The following is a 13,532-nucleotide window of genomic DNA, read 5'->3' on the forward strand; positions in this document are numbered from 1 at the left end:
CCCCCCGTGGCTCGCGGGCCGGTCCCGTACCGGGCAGCTCCCGGCGGCTACTCCGCCATCGGCAGGTAGACCCGGTTGCCGGACGCCGCGAACTCCGCCGACTTCTCGGCCATGCCCGCCTCGATCTCCTCCGCCTTCAGGTCGCCGCCGTGCTCACGGCGGATGTCCTGGGAGATCTTCATGGAGCAGAACTTCGGGCCGCACATCGAGCAGAAGTGCGCCGTCTTCGCGGGCTCCGCCGGCAGCGTCTCGTCGTGGAACTCGCGGGCCGTGTCCGGGTCGAGGGCCAGGTTGAACTGGTCCTCCCAGCGGAACTCGAAGCGCGCGTCGGACAGTGCGTCGTCCCACTCCTGGGCGCCCGGGTGGCCCTTCGCCAGGTCCGCCGCGTGTGCCGCGATCTTGTACGTGATGACGCCGGTCTTCACGTCGTCGCGGTTGGGCAGGCCCAGGTGCTCCTTGGGTGTGACGTAGCAGAGCATCGCCGTGCCCCACCAGGCGATCATCGCCGCGCCGATGCCCGAGGTGATGTGGTCGTACGCGGGCGCGACGTCCGTGGTCAGCGGGCCGAGCGTGTAGAACGGCGCCTCCTCGCAGATCTCCTGCTGGAGGTCGATGTTCTCCTTGATCTTGTGCATCGGGACATGGCCCGGGCCCTCGATCATCGTCTGCACGTTGTGGCGCTTGGCGATGGTGTTGAGCTCGCCGAGGGTCTTCAGCTCGGCGAACTGCGCCGCGTCGTTGGCGTCCGCGATCGAGCCGGGCCGCAGGCCGTCGCCGAGCGAGTACGTGACGTCGTACGCCGCCAGGATCTCGCAGAGCTCCTCGAAGTTCGTGTAGAGGAAGTTCTCCTGGTGGTGCGCCAGGCACCAGGCGGCCATGATCGAGCCGCCGCGCGAGACGATGCCGGTCTTGCGGCGGGCGGTCAGCGGCACGTACGGGAGCAGCACGCCGGCGTGCACCGTCATGTAGTCGACGCCCTGCTCGGCCTGCTCGATGACCGTGTCCTTGTAGATCTCCCAGGTCAGCTCCTCGGCCTTGCCGTCGACCTTCTCCAGGGCCTGGTAGAGCGGCACGGTGCCGATCGGCACGGGGGAGTTGCGCAGCACCCACTCGCGGGTGGTGTGGATGTTGCGGCCGGTGGACAGGTCCATGACCGTGTCGGCGCCCCACTTGGTCGCCCAGGTCATCTTCTCCACCTCCTCCTCGATGGAGGAGGTGACCGCGGAGTTGCCGATGTTGGCGTTGACCTTCACCAGGAAGCGCTTGCCGATGATCATCGGCTCGATCTCCGGGTGGTTGACGTTCGCCGGCAGCACCGCGCGACCCGCCGCGATCTCCTCCCGTACAACCTCGGGGGAGACGTTCTCGCGGATCGCGACGTACTCCATCTCCGGGGTGATCTCTCCCCGGCGGGCGTACGCGAGCTGCGTCACCGCCTGCCCGTCGCGGCCCCGGCGGGGCAGCCGCGGACGGCCGGGGAAGACCGCGTCGAGGTTCTTCAGACCGCCGCCGCGCGGCGAGGTGTGCTTGATGCCGTCGTCCTCGGGGCGGACCGGGCGGCCCGGGTACTCCTCGGTGTCGCCGCGGCCGATGATCCAGTTCTCGCGCAGCGGCGGCAGACCGCGCCGTACGTCGGTGTCGATGGTGGGGTCGGTGTACGGACCGGACGTGTCGTACAGCGTCACGTCCTTGCCGTTGGTGAGGTGCACCTGACGGACGGGCACCCGGAGGTCGGGGCGTGAGCCCTCGACGTATCCCTTGTGCCAGCCCGGCGTGCGCTCGCCCTGGCTGGAGGCAGGCGTGTGTGCATCCTGAATGGTCATGAGACCGATCTCCCTACGCCGGCATTACCCGGTAACAGGTTCGGCGGTCGGCGCAGCGAATCGTCAGCGCCCTCTCAGCCCGGTGCTCCGAGCTCCCGCGTGTGCAAAGGTGTCACCACGCTAGCGCCATCCCTGGCGTGCTGAACAGTGGGTCTCTCTACGTTCTTGCGATGATCGGTCGGTGACTTCCACCGAGCAGACCCCCGAACCACACGGCCACGACGGGCAGGACGGGCACGTCGGCGACGGACACGGCGGCCACGGACAGTCCGGCAACGGGCCCGGCGGCCACGGAGACGGCGGCCACGGACACGGGGGCCACGGCCACTCGCACAGCCACGGTCCGGCCGCGCCCGTCTCGCGTCATCTGCGCAAGGTCATCGCCGCGGTCCTGATCCCCTTCGCCACCGCCGTGGTGGTCGGGCTCGCGGTGCTGTGGCCGGGTGGCGCCCCCGCGCACGAGCGCACCGGGGTCGGCTTCGACCGGCAGACCGAGCAGGGCAAGGTCAGCTCCGTCGAACACGTCGACTGCAAGGACGTGAACGCCGCTCAGGTCCCGCCGACCGGCGACACCTCGACCCCCGAGGGGCGCGAGGCGGTCAACGCCCAGCAGGGCCGGTGCGCGAAGGCGACCGTCGTCGTCACCACCGGTCCGAACAAGGGCCGTACCTTCACCGAGATCGTGCAGCCCGACGCTCCACGGCAGCTCCACGAGGGACAGGGGGTGGTCGTCGCGTACGCGCCCGACGCGCCGCGCGACCTGCAGTACTCGGTCACGGACGTGAACCGGAAGCTGCCGATCGCCCTGCTCGCCGGCATCTTCGCGCTCGCGGTCGTGCTCGTCGGCAGGATGCGCGGGGTGATGGCGCTGATCGCGCTCGCCGCGAGCTTCGTCGTGCTGACCTTCTTCATCCTCCCGGCGATCCTGCAGGGGTCCAATCCGCTGCTGGTCGCCGTCGTCGGATCGAGCACGATCATGCTGATCGCGCTCTACCTGTGCCACGGGCTGTCGGCCCGTACCTCGGTCGCGGTGCTCGGCACGCTGGTGTCGCTGCTGCTGATCGGCTTGCTCGGCTCGCTCTTCGTCGGCTGGGCCTCACTCAGCGGCAACACGGACGACAACACCGGTCTCATCCACGGGCTCTTCCCGCAGATCGACATGTCCGGTCTGCTGCTCGCCAGCATCATCATCGGCTCGCTCGGCGTGCTCGACGACGTGACGGTCACCCAGACCTCCGCCGTCTGGGAGCTGCACCAGGCCGATCCGCGCATGGGGCCGCGGGCGCTCTACCGGGCCGGAATCCGGATCGGCCGCGACCACATCGCGTCGGTGGTGAACACCCTGGTCCTCGCGTACGCCGGTGCCGCGCTGCCGCTCCTGCTGCTGTTCTCGATCGCCCAGAGCAGCGTGGGGACGGTGGCCAACAGCGAACTGGTGGCGGTGGAGATCGTCCGCACGCTGGTCGGGTCGATCGGCCTGGTCGCCTCGGTCCCGGTCACCACCGGACTCGCGGCGCTGGTGGTCTCCGCCGACCGCCCGGGGACCACCGAGCCGGGGTCGGTCCGGGCCGGACGGGCCGGACGGGCCGGCCGAGCCGGCGGGGGCGGACGCCGGCGACGGGCCAAGTGACGTGCGGGGACGTCGTCAGCCCGCGTTCTCCTCCGCAAGAATCCGGCCGAGTGCCGCCTCCAGGTGGTCCTCGAAGTCACCCAGTGTCCGTTCCTGACCGAGCGGGACGAGCTTGTCCGTACGGTCGAGGAAGGCGACCAGCGGGGGCGCGCTCGCCCGGAACAGGGCGCGGTCGGCGCCGACCTGGAGCCGGATGATCACATCGGAGAGGCCCTCGGGCTCGGTCGGGGCGATGTGCACATCACCGTCCCCGCTGGGCCGGTTGATCCCGTCGAGCAGCAGCTCCCTCCCGAACGCCCAGGTCACCGGAGCGTCTCCGGGCAGGTGGAAGGTCATCCGCACCGCATAGGGGTCACGGGTCTCGTATCGCAGTTCCACCGGGATCCTGAAGGAGAGCTCCTCGGAGACGAGGAAGCTCATCAGGACCTCGGCCTGAACCGTCTCTCGCATCATGTACCCCGCAGTCGGTGGAGCAGTTGTGTAAACACTCTGCTGAAAGCTGTGGTCGAAACGGCCAGGAATGATCCCCCATGGCCCTCTTGACGCAATCGTGGTGCACGCACTAGCAGATCACAAGGAGTGATTTTTCAGATACTGATAGAGAGCGCGAGGGAACTGAAGAGCCTTCCGATCTCATTGCGTAGCCATTCGACTGCGGGCAGCAACCGTTCTTCCTGGTGAAGGGGGAGGGAAATCGCCACCGCGGCCGCCGTGGACCCCGCCGTGATGGGGATGGCGGCACAGACCGTGCCCAGCGCATATTCCTGACGCTCCACCAGGGGCTCCATTCGCCCCATTCCGCCCAAACGATCCAAAAAGGCACGGCGGTTACGCACCGTATACGGCGTGATGGCATCCACCGGATGACGGTCGAGGTGGTCTTGACGACTCTTCAGATCGAGTTGACTGAGCAGACACTGCCCGATGGCGTGCGCGTGGCCGGTCTCCCGGAAGTCGGCCCACTCCTCGACGGCGGGGGACGAGGGGGTGTCGGCGACGGCGACGAGTTCGATCTCACCCTCGCGGTAGATCGCGAAGTAGACGGGGACGCCGATCACGTCCCGCCAGTGCGCGAGAGATTTTTCGATCTTGGTGCGACGATTCTGCAGAACTCCGCCGCCGACCAGACGGCCGGCGGCGTCGCCGAAGACGAACACACCCTTCTCGCGACGCAGATAGCCCTCGTGCGTCAGGGTGCGGAGCAAGTGGTACGCGGTGGGAAGCGGGAGTCCCGCCTCGCGCGCGAGCTGTTTGGCGGGGGCTCCGTCCTCATGGGAGCCCACGGCCTCCAGTAGTCTCAGCGCGCGCTGCACCGAGCCGATCAGGGTAGGAGCGGCGGGCTGCGAAGCCATGGCCAAAGGTCACCCCCAGGCGTGTCGACGAGTGCGTCGCACCCGCCCGCGGGGGCCGCCCCCGCGCGCCCGCCGCGGCCTGGAACCGGTGGGAGATCTACGCCTGTTGTCCCGGGGCGGCAGAGCTTTACCAATGTAGTAGCAGCCTCTGCGGGCACACTCCCTTTCCACCTGCGCGTTCCCTCGGCCGGGCTAATCCCCGGCGGACGCCCGTACCCATAGATAACTCGTGCTACCAGTCCTCACGCGAGGAGGACGAGGACGTGAACTTCCGTACGACGTAGATCAGTCCACCCACCAGCGCCACGAAGACCAGCAGCTTGAAGAGCAGACCGACCACGAAGGTCAGGACGCTGGTGATCAGACCGCCGAAGACGACCAGTGCGATGAGCGGTATGGCGACCCACTTCACCCACCACGGCATCCCCGCGAGAATCTCCTTCACCGCCATTGCGCTTACCTCATCTCCGAAGAGTCCGAGCCCGAAGGGTCAGCCGGCGCTCTCTGCGCCGGACACCTTCGATGCTAGGGGCGCACAGCAAGCGAACGGGGGCCTCACAGCCCCCGGACTTCCCTGATCCGCCCCCTAGGGGGTCAGCCCTCCGGCGGGGAGAACACCACCATGACCCGCAGATCCTCGGTGATGTGGTGGAACTTGTGCGCCACCCCCGCCGGCACGTACACCACGCTGCCCCGCGCCACCTGGGTCGTCTCCGTCCCGACCGTGATCGCGGCCCGGCCGCTGACCACGAAGTACACCTCGTCCTGACCGTGCGGCTGCTGCGGGTCGAGCTGCCCCGCGTCGAGCGCGTACAGGCCGACGGACATGTTCCGCTCGCGCAGGAACTGGAGGTAGGCGCCGTCGTTCGCGGCGCGCTCCGCCTCCAGCTCGTCCAGTCGGAATGCCTTCATCGCTCGTCCGCCCCTGCCGTTGGCCCGATCGTGTCTGCCACGATCTGACACATGAAGAATTTCGTAGTCAAGACGCTCGCCAACGCGGGCGCGCTCCTGGTGGCCATCTGGCTGATCCAGGACATCACCCTGACCGGTGACAGCACCGGCAAGAAGGCCTGGACCCTGATCCTGGTCGCGCTGGTTTTCGGCCTGGTGAACTTCCTGGTGAAGCCGGTCGTGAAGCTGCTCACGTTTCCGCTCTTCATTCTGACGCTCGGTCTGATCACCCTCGTCGTCAACGCGCTCATGCTGCTCCTGACGTCCTGGCTGGCCGACCAGCTCGACCTCAGCTTCCACGTGGAAGGCTTCTGGACCGCCGTCCTCGGTGGCCTGATCATCTCCGTCGTCTCGTGGGCGCTGAACGTCGTACTCCCCGACGGGGACTGAGGGCCATGCCGTACCGCGTCTGTTTCGTCTGCACCGGCAACATCTGCCGCTCGCCGATGGCTGAGCACGTCTTCCGGGCCCGTGTGACGGAGGCCGGTCTGGCCGACGCGGTCGTCGTGGACAGCGCCGGCACCGGGGGCTGGCACGAGGGCGACGGCGCCGACCCGCGCACGGTCGCCGTCCTCGAGGAGGGCGGCTACGGGTCGGAACACACCGCCCGCCGGTTCCGCGCCTCCTGGTTCGCGGCGCTCGACCTGGTGATCGCCCTCGACGAGGGCCATGTACGGGAGCTGCGGCGGCTGGCCCGTACACCCGAGGAAGCCGCCAAGATACGACTGCTGCGCTCCTACGACCCCGGCGCCGGCGCCGACCTCGACGTACCGGACCCCTACTACGGCGGCCGGGACCTGTTCGAGGAGTGTCTGGAGATGGTGGAGGCGGCGAGCGAGGGCCTGCTCGCCGCCGTGCGCGACGAGGTGGAGGAACGGACGGCATGAACAGCACGAACGGCACGGGGCGTGCCCCTGGCCCGGCCTCTGCGGCCGCGAGCACCGGCGGCTTCGGCGACGGGACCCTCGCGGTGCGGGCCGGGCTGCCCGAGCCCGTGAAGTACGAGCCCACCCTGCCGGGCCCGGTCTTCGCGGCCCACTTCCACCTGCCCGGCGACCCGACCGGCCCGTACACCTACGGCCGCGACGAGAACCCCACCTGGACCCATCTGGAACGCGCCATCGGCGAGCTGGAGGCACCGGGGGAGAGCGGCGTCGAGACCCTGGTCTTCGCCTCCGGGATGGCCGCCATCTCCGCCGTCCTCCTCTCCCAGCTGCGCACCGGCGACGCCGTCGTCCTCCCCGACGACGGCTACCAGGCGCTACCCCTGCTGCACGAACAGCTGCGGGCGTACGGCATCGAGGTCCGCACCGCGCCGACCGGCGGGGACGCCCAGCTGTCCGTCCTGGACGGCGCCAAGCTGCTGTGGCTGGAGACCCCGTCCAACCCCGGGCTCGACGTGTGCGACCTGCGCCGCATGGTGGCCGCGGCCCACGAGGCCGGTGCCCTGGTCGCCGTCGACAACACCCTGGCCACCCCGCTCGGCCAGCGGCCCCTGCAGCTGGGCGCCGACTTCTCCGTCGCCAGCGACACCAAGGGCATGACCGGGCACGGCGACATCCTGCTCGGCCACGTCAGCTGCCGTGATCCGCGGCGAGCCGCCGAGGTACGGCGCTGGCGCAAGATCGTCGGCGCGATCCCGGGCCCGATGGAGGCCTGGCTCGCCCACCGGTCCCTGGCCACCCTCCAGCTGCGCATCGACCGGCAATGCGCCACCGCGCTCTCCCTCGCCGAGGCCCTGGCCGCGCACCGGGACGTGACCGGGCTGCGCTACCCGGGGCTTCCCGGCGACCCCTCGCACGAGGTCGCAGCCCGGCAGATGCGGCGCTTCGGCTCCGTCGTCTCCTTCGTCCTGCCGGACCGCGCGTGGGCCGACCGGTTCCTTGACGCACTGCGGCTCGTCGACGACGCCACCAGCTTCGGCGGGGTGCGGTCGACGGCCGAGCGGCGCGGCCGCTGGGGCGGGGACGCCGTGCCCGAGGGCTTCGTCCGCTTCTCAGTGGGCGCGGAGGACCCGGAGGACCTGATCGCGGACGTCCTGCGGGCGCTCGACAAGGCCGCCGGATAGCGCGCGGAGCAGCGTGAAGGGGCGTTCCGAACCTCCCCCCTCGTGGCTCGGAACGCCCCCGTCCCCCCTGCGGATTCCTCAGCGGACAACCGCCTGAACAAGGCTAGTTGACTCTGCGTCAGTGTCCAATCACCGTAGCGACAGAGACCTATCGACTTATTTATAGTTGGACGGTCCTGAGGCGCCGTCAGCGGGCCGCCTGAGTCGAACGGCCGCACCCGGCCGGGAGGGGGCGGACATGGATCTGACCCTGCTGCGCACGTTCGTCACGGTGCACCGGGCCGGCTCCTTCACCCGCGCCGCCGCGCTGCTCGGCCTCTCCCAGCCCGCGGTCACCAGCCAGATCCGCACCCTGGAACGGCAACTCGGCCGCCCGCTCTTCCTCAGACAGGCCCGTGGGGTCACCCCCACCACCATCGGCGACGAGCTCGCCCATCGCGCCGCCCCACATCTGGACGCACTCGTCGAGATCACCGAGACCGGTCTGGACGAGCAGAGCGGGGTCCGCACCCTGCACGTCGCCGGGCCGCCCGAGTTCACCTCGGCCCGCGTGCTGCCCGCCCTGACCCCGCTGGTCGCCCAGGGCTTGGCGGTCCGCGCCTCCTTCCTGGGCAGTGCGGAGGAGACCCTCGACGGGCTCGCCGCCGGACACCACGATCTGGCCGTCGCCACGGCACGGCCGCGCGGCGGGCTGTTCGCCGCCACCCCGCTCTGCGACGAGGAGCACGCCCTGGTCGCGGCGCCCCGCTGGGCCGCCCGGCTGTCGCCCGGGTTGCTGCTGAGCAGGGGCGCGGTCGTCCTGGAGCAGCTGCCCGTGGTCGAGGTGCACGAATCGCTGCCGTTCGTCGCCCGCTACTGGGCGACCGTCTTCGAGACCAAGCCGACCGCCGCCGCGACCGTGATCGCCCCGGACCTGCGGGCCGTCCTCGAGTCCGCCGCCTCCGGGGCCGGCCTCGCCGTGCTGCCGCGCTATCTGTGCGAGGACGCCCTGGAGCGCGGCCGGCTCGTGGCCCTGCTCGACCCGCCGGTGCCGCCCCTGCGCACCTACTTCCTCGTCGTCCGTACGGGCACGCTCGCCCTGCCTCACATCGCGCGGGCCCATGAGTGGCTGCTGAGATCCGCAGAGGACTGGTGAGTTTCAGGACACCGGGGACGGGCCATTTTCTTCCCATGACCGAACGACCTGTGGTAAAGCGCACCGCACGCGCCATCCTGCTCGACGGGGACGACCTGATCCTCATCAAGCGCACCAAGCCGGGGGTGGATCCCTACTGGCTGACGCCCGGCGGCGGGGTCGAATCCTCCGACTCGACCGTCGTCGAGGCCCTGCACCGCGAGGTGCACGAGGAACTCGGCGCCAAGATCACCGACGTGGTGCCCTGCTTCGTGGACACCGTCGAGCACATCGTCGACGGCGGGGTCTCCGGGGTGAAGGTGCAGCACTTCTTCGTCTGCCGGCTGGAGTCGATGGACACCTCGCAGCGGCACGGTCCCGAGGTCGACGAGCCCCTGGGCGAGTACGAGATCGTCCGGGTGCCCTTCAGCCGCGTGGGCATCGCCGCCGTCCACCTCGTACCGCTCTCCCTGCGCCACTACCTGGACGGCAACATCGAGGGCGTCCGCGCGATGCACGCCCCCGACCTGGGCTGACGGCCCCAGGGCACGCTTCAGGGCACCAGTTCCTCAAGGTGGTCGTGGCGGATCCGGTCGGTGGGGATACCGGCGCCGCGCAGGGCGTCGACCCCGCTGCGGATCATGCCGACCGGCCCGGAGAGATAGGCGTCGTACTCGGCCCACGGCCCGTACCGGCGCAGGGCGTCCGGGAGCCTGCCCTGCTCCTCCGTGACCGGGCGGACGGCCAGCCAGGGGAAGGTCTTCTGGAGCCGCAGCATCGTGTCGATGTCATAGAGGTCGTGGTCGCTGCGCGCCCCGTAGAAGACCTCGACGGGGCGCCGGTCCCCGTGCTCGGCGACGTCCTCGACCAGGGCCTTGATCGGTGCGATGCCGGTGCCGCCGCCGAGGCAGAGCAGCCCGTTGTCGGTGGAGTGGTCGACGGTCATCGATCCGGCGGGCGGCCCGAGGCGCAGCACGTCCCCCGGACGGGCGCGGTGCACCAGGGCGTTGGACACCCAGCCGGCCGGTACCGCCTTCACGTGCAGGGTGAGCAGCCCGTCGGGGCGGGGCGCCGAGGCGAAGGAGTAGTGCCGCCATATCCGCGGCCACCAGGGGGTCTCCAGCGTCGTGTACTGCCCGGCGAGGAACGGGTAGGGCTGGTCGGGGCGCAGGGTGACCACGGCGACCTCAGGGGTCCGCAGGTCGTGCGAGACCACTTCGGCCTGCCACCAGGCGGGGGCGTGCTGCTCGTTCTCGGCCGCCGCGTCGATCATGATCTGCGAGATCGTCGTGTACGTACGGATCCAGGCCGCCTCCGTCTCCTCGTCCCAGGTGGTGGTGGCGTACCGCAGCAGCGCGCCGATCAGGGCCTCGCCGACGGCCGGGTAGTCGACGGACCGGGTGCCGTACTTGCGGTGGCCGCGGCCGAGGTTCTGGAGGTACCGGGTGAGCACGGGGGCGTCGTCCAGGTGCTCGGCGGCCGTGAGCAGAGCCTTGAGCAGCCGGTCGCGCTGGGTGTCCATGGCAGCGGGGAACATCGCGCGCAGCTCGGGGTTGCGGACGAAGAGCAGGGCGTAGAAGTACGAGGTCAGCCGGTCGGCGACAGGTGCGACCTCGGCCAGGGTGCGGCGGACCAGGACCGCGTCGAGTGAGGGCGCCGGGGGCGGCACACGGCTCTGCGCCCCCGGTATTCGAGGCGGCGGCGCGTCCGTGGCCGCAGCCGGAGCATTCGTCATGTCCTCGCCTCCCCGCAGTCGGCCTCCGTGGTCGAAGGATGGCAGTACTGCGGCGGCCCCGGACAGAAAGTGGGAATCCCGGCCAATCGACCCGTGCGGGCGACTAAGCTGCGCCCTTTCGGACCAGGGCGTACGCCTCACGCAGATCGGTTCCGGTGTAGCGGTGCCGGGCCAGGTCCGCGAGGTGGTGGTCCGCGTTCACGGCCACGGTCTCCCGGACGGTCGCGAAGAGCGCAGCATCGGACATCGAGTCCCCGTACGCCACACAGTCGGCCGGCTCCACCCCGAACCGCTCGCAGAGCTCCCCCGCGATCCGTACCTTCGCCGACGCGTCGAGGATTCCGGGGCGGTGGATCTGCTCGGTGAACGGGACCGACGGCCAGCGAGACCCATGGGCCGCGTCGGCTCCCCAGGACAACAGCCGCTCGACGAAGAAGTCGGGTGAGAGGGAGATGACCGCGCAGTGGCCGCCCTCGGCCCGGATCTCCGCCCACACGTCCCGGATGCCGGCCAGCCAGGGAGCACCCTCGAAGGCCGCCGTCACCTGCTCCGGGGTGAGCTCCGCCCAGAGGGCCCGCGCCCGGACCGCGAACTCGTCCGGGGTGAGCCCGTGCAGCAGAAAGCCCTGCTCCAGCTCCGCGATCTCCTCGCTCAGCCCGAGCTGCCGCGAGATCTCCACCGCGGCCGCCGAACCGTGGATCAGGGTGCCGTCGAGATCGAAAAGATGCAGCCTGCGCCTGCCGCCGATGGTCCTCATGTACGCCGAGGCTAGTACGGCCGGTTACTCCCCCGGTCAGACGCGGCAGATGACGGCCGGACGGCACCGTGTTTCACGTGAAACATCTCCAGCGGCCCGCGCGGCGGGCACTTCTCGTCGTCCATGTGGCGGTCTCCGTGGCCTGGCTCGGCCTCAGCCTGGGACTGTTGACGCTCGGCATCACCGCCTACACGACCCAGGACCTCTCCCTGACGCAGGCGGCATACCGGGCGATGAAGGTGTTCGCGGACTGGCTCCTGGCCCCGGTCGCCCTGGTGACCCTGGTGAGCGGCCTGGTCCTCTCCTTGGGAACCCCCTGGGGGCTGGCCCGGCACCGATGGGTCTGGATCAAGTTCTGGATCACCCTGGCCACGGCGACCGCGACGATCTTCGCGCTCCGCCCGGGGATCACCCACGCGGCAGCGGCCGGTGTGCCGGACGTCAGCCTGGTCGCGGCCCCGATCGTCTCGACCACGGCCTATCTCTTCATGACCGCGATCTCGGTGCTCAAGCCCTGGGGGCTGACCAGGCGCGGCCGTCGCCTGCGCCTCTCGGCCACTTCCCGCACGCGCGCCCCGGCCACTTCCCGTAAAGCGGTGGACGTGCCCCGGCCGGGTCGGACAGCCTGAGCCGCATGCCCTCATCGCACCTCCCGCTTGATCAGCTCCCCATCCGGCGCCTCACCTCGGAGGACGTCCTCGCCTGCGCCGACCTGTCCGAGAACCGGGGATGGGCCCGGGAGGAGTACAAATGGGGCCTGCTGCTCACGGCGGGGCAGGGGTACGGCATCGACGACCCGTCCGGCGAGGGGCTGGTGACCGCCTGCGTGGTCACCTCGTACGGCCCGGGCCTCGCCGCGATCGGCATGGTGCTGGTCTCCGACCGCTACGCGCGCCAGGGCATCGGCCGCCGGCTGATGCGGCATGTGATCGCCGAGGCCGGTGACACCCCGCTCACCCTGTACGCCACGTCGAACGGACAGCCGCTCTACGAGCAGCTGGGCTTCGCCGATGTCGGCCACGCCGAGATGCTCAGGGGCCGCTTCGACTTCGCCGAGCCGGCGCCCGACGTCGCGATCCGTCCGGCCACCGCGGAGGACCTCCAGGCGGTGCTGCGGCTCGACAACGAGATCTTCGGCGTGGACCGCACCCCGATGATCACCCGTCTGCCGGCCTTCGCCGATCATCTGAGGGTCGCGGAAGAGGGCGGGGAGATCACGGGCTTCGCCGCGATCTGGCCCAACATGGACACCCATGTCATCGGCCCGCTGATCGCCCGCGACACCGCCACGGCGCAAGCCCTGGTCGCCTCCCTGGCCGCCGCCACGGACCGCCCGCTGCGCACGGACGTCGACACCCGCCACACGACCCTCACCACCTGGCTGAAGGCGAACGGCCTGGAGCAGATCGCCACCACGGCGATCATGATCCGCTCCCTCCCCGACCTTCCCGGCGACTGGCGCCGCCGCTTCGCCCCGCTGACCGTCGCGGCGGGCTAGGACATCCCTGGTAGGCCGAGGCGGCCGCCGACCGGATTTAATTGCACACGCGGACTTTTGCGCTTCATCGATTACGCTGGTAAGGAGCCGGACCGGGGAGACACCGAGGAACCGAGGAGACACGATGACCGCGACGGACCCCGCAATGACGGCCCTCTCCCAGGGCTGGTGCGCTCTCTCCCTCCTGCACGGCAGGATCGAGTCGAACATCGAGCGCGCCCTGGAGTCCGGGCACGGTCTGAGCGTGCGCGAGTTCTCGCTCCTCGACGTCCTCAGCCGCCAGCACGACGGCCCGGGCGGACACCTGCAGATGAAGCAGGTCGCCGACGCCGTCGTCCTCAGCCAGAGCGCGACCACGAGGCTCGTCACCCGCCTCGAGGACCGTGGACTGCTCACCCGGTACCTCTGCGCCACCGACCGGCGCGGCATCTACACCGATGTCACCGAGGCCGGCCAGAAGCTGCTCGACGAGGCCCGCCCCACCAACGACGCCGCCCTGCGCGAAGCCCTGGACGAAGCCGCCCTGAACCCGGAGCTGGCCCCCCTGGTCCGCGTGGTCGAGGGCCTCGGCGCCCCGGTCTGAGCCGCCATGCAGGCGTAGCCT

General features: G+C 70.2%; 16 protein-coding genes and 1 riboswitch. Of the genes, 9 read left to right on the forward strand and 7 right to left on the reverse strand.

Features of this window, described 5'->3' with window-relative positions; all coding sequences use genetic code 11:
• Positions 1 to 47: 47 nt before the first annotated feature.
• Positions 48 to 1,823 carry a phosphomethylpyrimidine synthase ThiC gene (thiC, locus tag ACIGEZ_RS06240; protein ID WP_399826444.1) on the reverse strand — a complete coding sequence of 592 codons (1,776 nt, stop codon included), beginning with the start codon at positions 1,821 to 1,823 and terminating at the stop codon, positions 48 to 50.
• Positions 1,817 to 1,932, reverse strand: a riboswitch (TPP riboswitch). Its footprint overlaps the gene before it by 7 nt.
• Before the next feature lie 72 nt (positions 1,933 to 2,004).
• On the opposite strand from thiC, the gene ACIGEZ_RS06245 reads away from it, so the two are divergent.
• Positions 2,005 to 3,453, forward strand: a complete 1,449-nt coding sequence (locus tag ACIGEZ_RS06245; RefSeq protein WP_399826447.1) for a YibE/F family protein — start codon at positions 2,005 to 2,007, stop codon at positions 3,451 to 3,453.
• 15 nt (positions 3,454 to 3,468) lie between these two features.
• On the opposite strand, the gene ACIGEZ_RS06250 is transcribed toward ACIGEZ_RS06245, so the two are convergent.
• The 4 genes from ACIGEZ_RS06250 to ACIGEZ_RS06265 form a co-directional block, all read right to left on the reverse strand.
• On the reverse strand, positions 3,469 to 3,903 hold the full coding sequence (locus ACIGEZ_RS06250) for an SsgA family sporulation/cell division regulator (RefSeq protein ID WP_399826450.1): 435 nt from the start codon (positions 3,901 to 3,903) through the stop codon (positions 3,469 to 3,471).
• Positions 3,904 to 4,040: 137 nt separating this feature from the next.
• The gene (locus tag ACIGEZ_RS06255; RefSeq protein WP_399826452.1) at positions 4,041 to 4,805 is read right to left on the reverse strand and encodes an IclR family transcriptional regulator; all 765 of its coding nucleotides are present in this window, start codon (positions 4,803 to 4,805) and stop codon (positions 4,041 to 4,043) included.
• A gap of 232 nt (positions 4,806 to 5,037) precedes the next feature.
• Positions 5,038 to 5,250 (reverse strand): DUF5326 family protein, encoded by a 213-nt coding sequence (locus ACIGEZ_RS06260; protein WP_399827563.1) that lies wholly within the window; start codon positions 5,248 to 5,250, stop codon positions 5,038 to 5,040.
• Positions 5,251 to 5,399: 149 nt separating this feature from the next.
• A complete protein-coding gene (locus ACIGEZ_RS06265) occupies positions 5,400 to 5,717 on the reverse strand; it encodes a cupin domain-containing protein (protein ID WP_399826454.1) in 318 nt (105 codons plus the stop codon).
• A 51-nt stretch (positions 5,718 to 5,768) separates the two neighbouring features.
• On the opposite strand from ACIGEZ_RS06265, the gene ACIGEZ_RS06270 reads away from it, so the two are divergent.
• The 5 genes from ACIGEZ_RS06270 to ACIGEZ_RS06290 all read left to right on the forward strand — a co-directional run bounded on the left by ACIGEZ_RS06270 (position 5,769) and on the right by ACIGEZ_RS06290 (position 9,474).
• Positions 5,769 to 6,146 carry a phage holin family protein gene (locus ACIGEZ_RS06270; protein ID WP_399826457.1) on the forward strand — a complete coding sequence of 126 codons (378 nt, stop codon included), beginning with the start codon at positions 5,769 to 5,771 and terminating at the stop codon, positions 6,144 to 6,146.
• Positions 6,147 to 6,151: 5 nt separating this feature from the next.
• Positions 6,152 to 6,643: a low molecular weight protein-tyrosine-phosphatase gene (locus ACIGEZ_RS06275; RefSeq protein ID WP_399826460.1), complete on the forward strand. Its 492-nt coding sequence runs from the start codon at positions 6,152 to 6,154 to the stop codon at positions 6,641 to 6,643.
• On the forward strand, positions 6,640 to 7,824 hold the full coding sequence (locus ACIGEZ_RS06280) for a cystathionine gamma-lyase (RefSeq protein ID WP_399826462.1): 1,185 nt from the start codon (positions 6,640 to 6,642) through the stop codon (positions 7,822 to 7,824). Before ACIGEZ_RS06275 ends, ACIGEZ_RS06280 begins: the two co-directional genes overlap by 4 nt.
• Before the next feature lie 238 nt (positions 7,825 to 8,062).
• A complete protein-coding gene (locus ACIGEZ_RS06285; RefSeq protein WP_399826465.1) occupies positions 8,063 to 8,959 on the forward strand; it encodes a LysR family transcriptional regulator in 897 nt (298 codons plus the stop codon).
• A 35-nt stretch (positions 8,960 to 8,994) separates the two neighbouring features.
• Complete coding sequence (locus ACIGEZ_RS06290) at positions 8,995 to 9,474, forward strand: NUDIX domain-containing protein (RefSeq protein ID WP_399826468.1); 480 nt, start codon at positions 8,995 to 8,997, stop codon at positions 9,472 to 9,474.
• A gap of 17 nt (positions 9,475 to 9,491) precedes the next feature.
• Here the strand turns inward: ACIGEZ_RS06290 and ACIGEZ_RS06295 are convergent, their stop codons facing one another.
• Together ACIGEZ_RS06295 and ACIGEZ_RS06300 are read right to left on the reverse strand one after the other, a co-directional pair.
• Entirely contained in the window at positions 9,492 to 10,760 is a 1,269-nt protein-coding gene (locus ACIGEZ_RS06295) for a globin domain-containing protein (protein ID WP_399827564.1), read from the reverse strand.
• Between the two features lie 16 nt (positions 10,761 to 10,776).
• The gene (locus ACIGEZ_RS06300; protein ID WP_399826471.1) at positions 10,777 to 11,430 is read right to left on the reverse strand and encodes an HAD family hydrolase; all 654 of its coding nucleotides are present in this window, start codon (positions 11,428 to 11,430) and stop codon (positions 10,777 to 10,779) included.
• Positions 11,431 to 11,507: 77 nt separating this feature from the next.
• Here ACIGEZ_RS06300 and ACIGEZ_RS06305 point away from each other — a divergent pair, with 77 nt between their 5' ends.
• The 3 genes from ACIGEZ_RS06305 (at position 11,508) to ACIGEZ_RS06315 (ending at position 13,511) form a co-directional block, all read left to right on the forward strand.
• The gene (locus ACIGEZ_RS06305; protein ID WP_399826474.1) at positions 11,508 to 12,059 is read left to right on the forward strand and encodes a DUF2269 domain-containing protein; all 552 of its coding nucleotides are present in this window, start codon (positions 11,508 to 11,510) and stop codon (positions 12,057 to 12,059) included.
• 5 nt (positions 12,060 to 12,064) lie between these two features.
• Entirely contained in the window at positions 12,065 to 12,928 is an 864-nt protein-coding gene (locus ACIGEZ_RS06310) for a GNAT family N-acetyltransferase (RefSeq protein ID WP_399826476.1), read from the forward strand.
• A gap of 124 nt (positions 12,929 to 13,052) precedes the next feature.
• Positions 13,053 to 13,511: a MarR family winged helix-turn-helix transcriptional regulator gene (locus ACIGEZ_RS06315; protein ID WP_399826479.1), complete on the forward strand. Its 459-nt coding sequence runs from the start codon at positions 13,053 to 13,055 to the stop codon at positions 13,509 to 13,511.
• Positions 13,512 to 13,532 lie beyond the last annotated feature (21 nt).

The organism is Streptomyces sp. NPDC085481, from assembly GCF_044541845.1.
In the GTDB taxonomy this organism is placed as follows: Bacteria; Actinomycetota; Actinomycetes; order Streptomycetales; family Streptomycetaceae; genus Streptomyces.

What these genes read in the sequence shown, in the direction of transcription:
- thiC (WP_399826444.1), bottom strand. Translation starts at nt 1,823, where the DNA reads ATGACCATTCAGGATGCACACACGCCTGCCTCCAGCCAGGGCGAGCGC.
- ACIGEZ_RS06250 (WP_399826450.1), bottom strand. Translation starts at nt 3,903, where the DNA reads ATGCGAGAGACGGTTCAGGCCGAGGTCCTGATGAGCTTCCTCGTCTCC.
- ACIGEZ_RS06255 (WP_399826452.1), bottom strand. Translation starts at nt 4,805, where the DNA reads ATGGCTTCGCAGCCCGCCGCTCCTACCCTGATCGGCTCGGTGCAGCGC.
- ACIGEZ_RS06265 (WP_399826454.1), bottom strand. Translation starts at nt 5,717, where the DNA reads ATGAAGGCATTCCGACTGGACGAGCTGGAGGCGGAGCGCGCCGCGAAC.
- ACIGEZ_RS06270 (WP_399826457.1), top strand. Translation starts at nt 5,769, where the DNA reads ATGAAGAATTTCGTAGTCAAGACGCTCGCCAACGCGGGCGCGCTCCTG.
- ACIGEZ_RS06275 (WP_399826460.1), top strand. Translation starts at nt 6,152, where the DNA reads ATGCCGTACCGCGTCTGTTTCGTCTGCACCGGCAACATCTGCCGCTCG.
- ACIGEZ_RS06280 (WP_399826462.1), top strand. Translation starts at nt 6,640, where the DNA reads ATGAACAGCACGAACGGCACGGGGCGTGCCCCTGGCCCGGCCTCTGCG.
- ACIGEZ_RS06285 (WP_399826465.1), top strand. Translation starts at nt 8,063, where the DNA reads ATGGATCTGACCCTGCTGCGCACGTTCGTCACGGTGCACCGGGCCGGC.
- ACIGEZ_RS06290 (WP_399826468.1), top strand. Translation starts at nt 8,995, where the DNA reads ATGACCGAACGACCTGTGGTAAAGCGCACCGCACGCGCCATCCTGCTC.
- ACIGEZ_RS06300 (WP_399826471.1), bottom strand. Translation starts at nt 11,430, where the DNA reads ATGAGGACCATCGGCGGCAGGCGCAGGCTGCATCTTTTCGATCTCGAC.
- ACIGEZ_RS06310 (WP_399826476.1), top strand. Translation starts at nt 12,065, where the DNA reads ATGCCCTCATCGCACCTCCCGCTTGATCAGCTCCCCATCCGGCGCCTC.
- ACIGEZ_RS06315 (WP_399826479.1), top strand. Translation starts at nt 13,053, where the DNA reads ATGACCGCGACGGACCCCGCAATGACGGCCCTCTCCCAGGGCTGGTGC.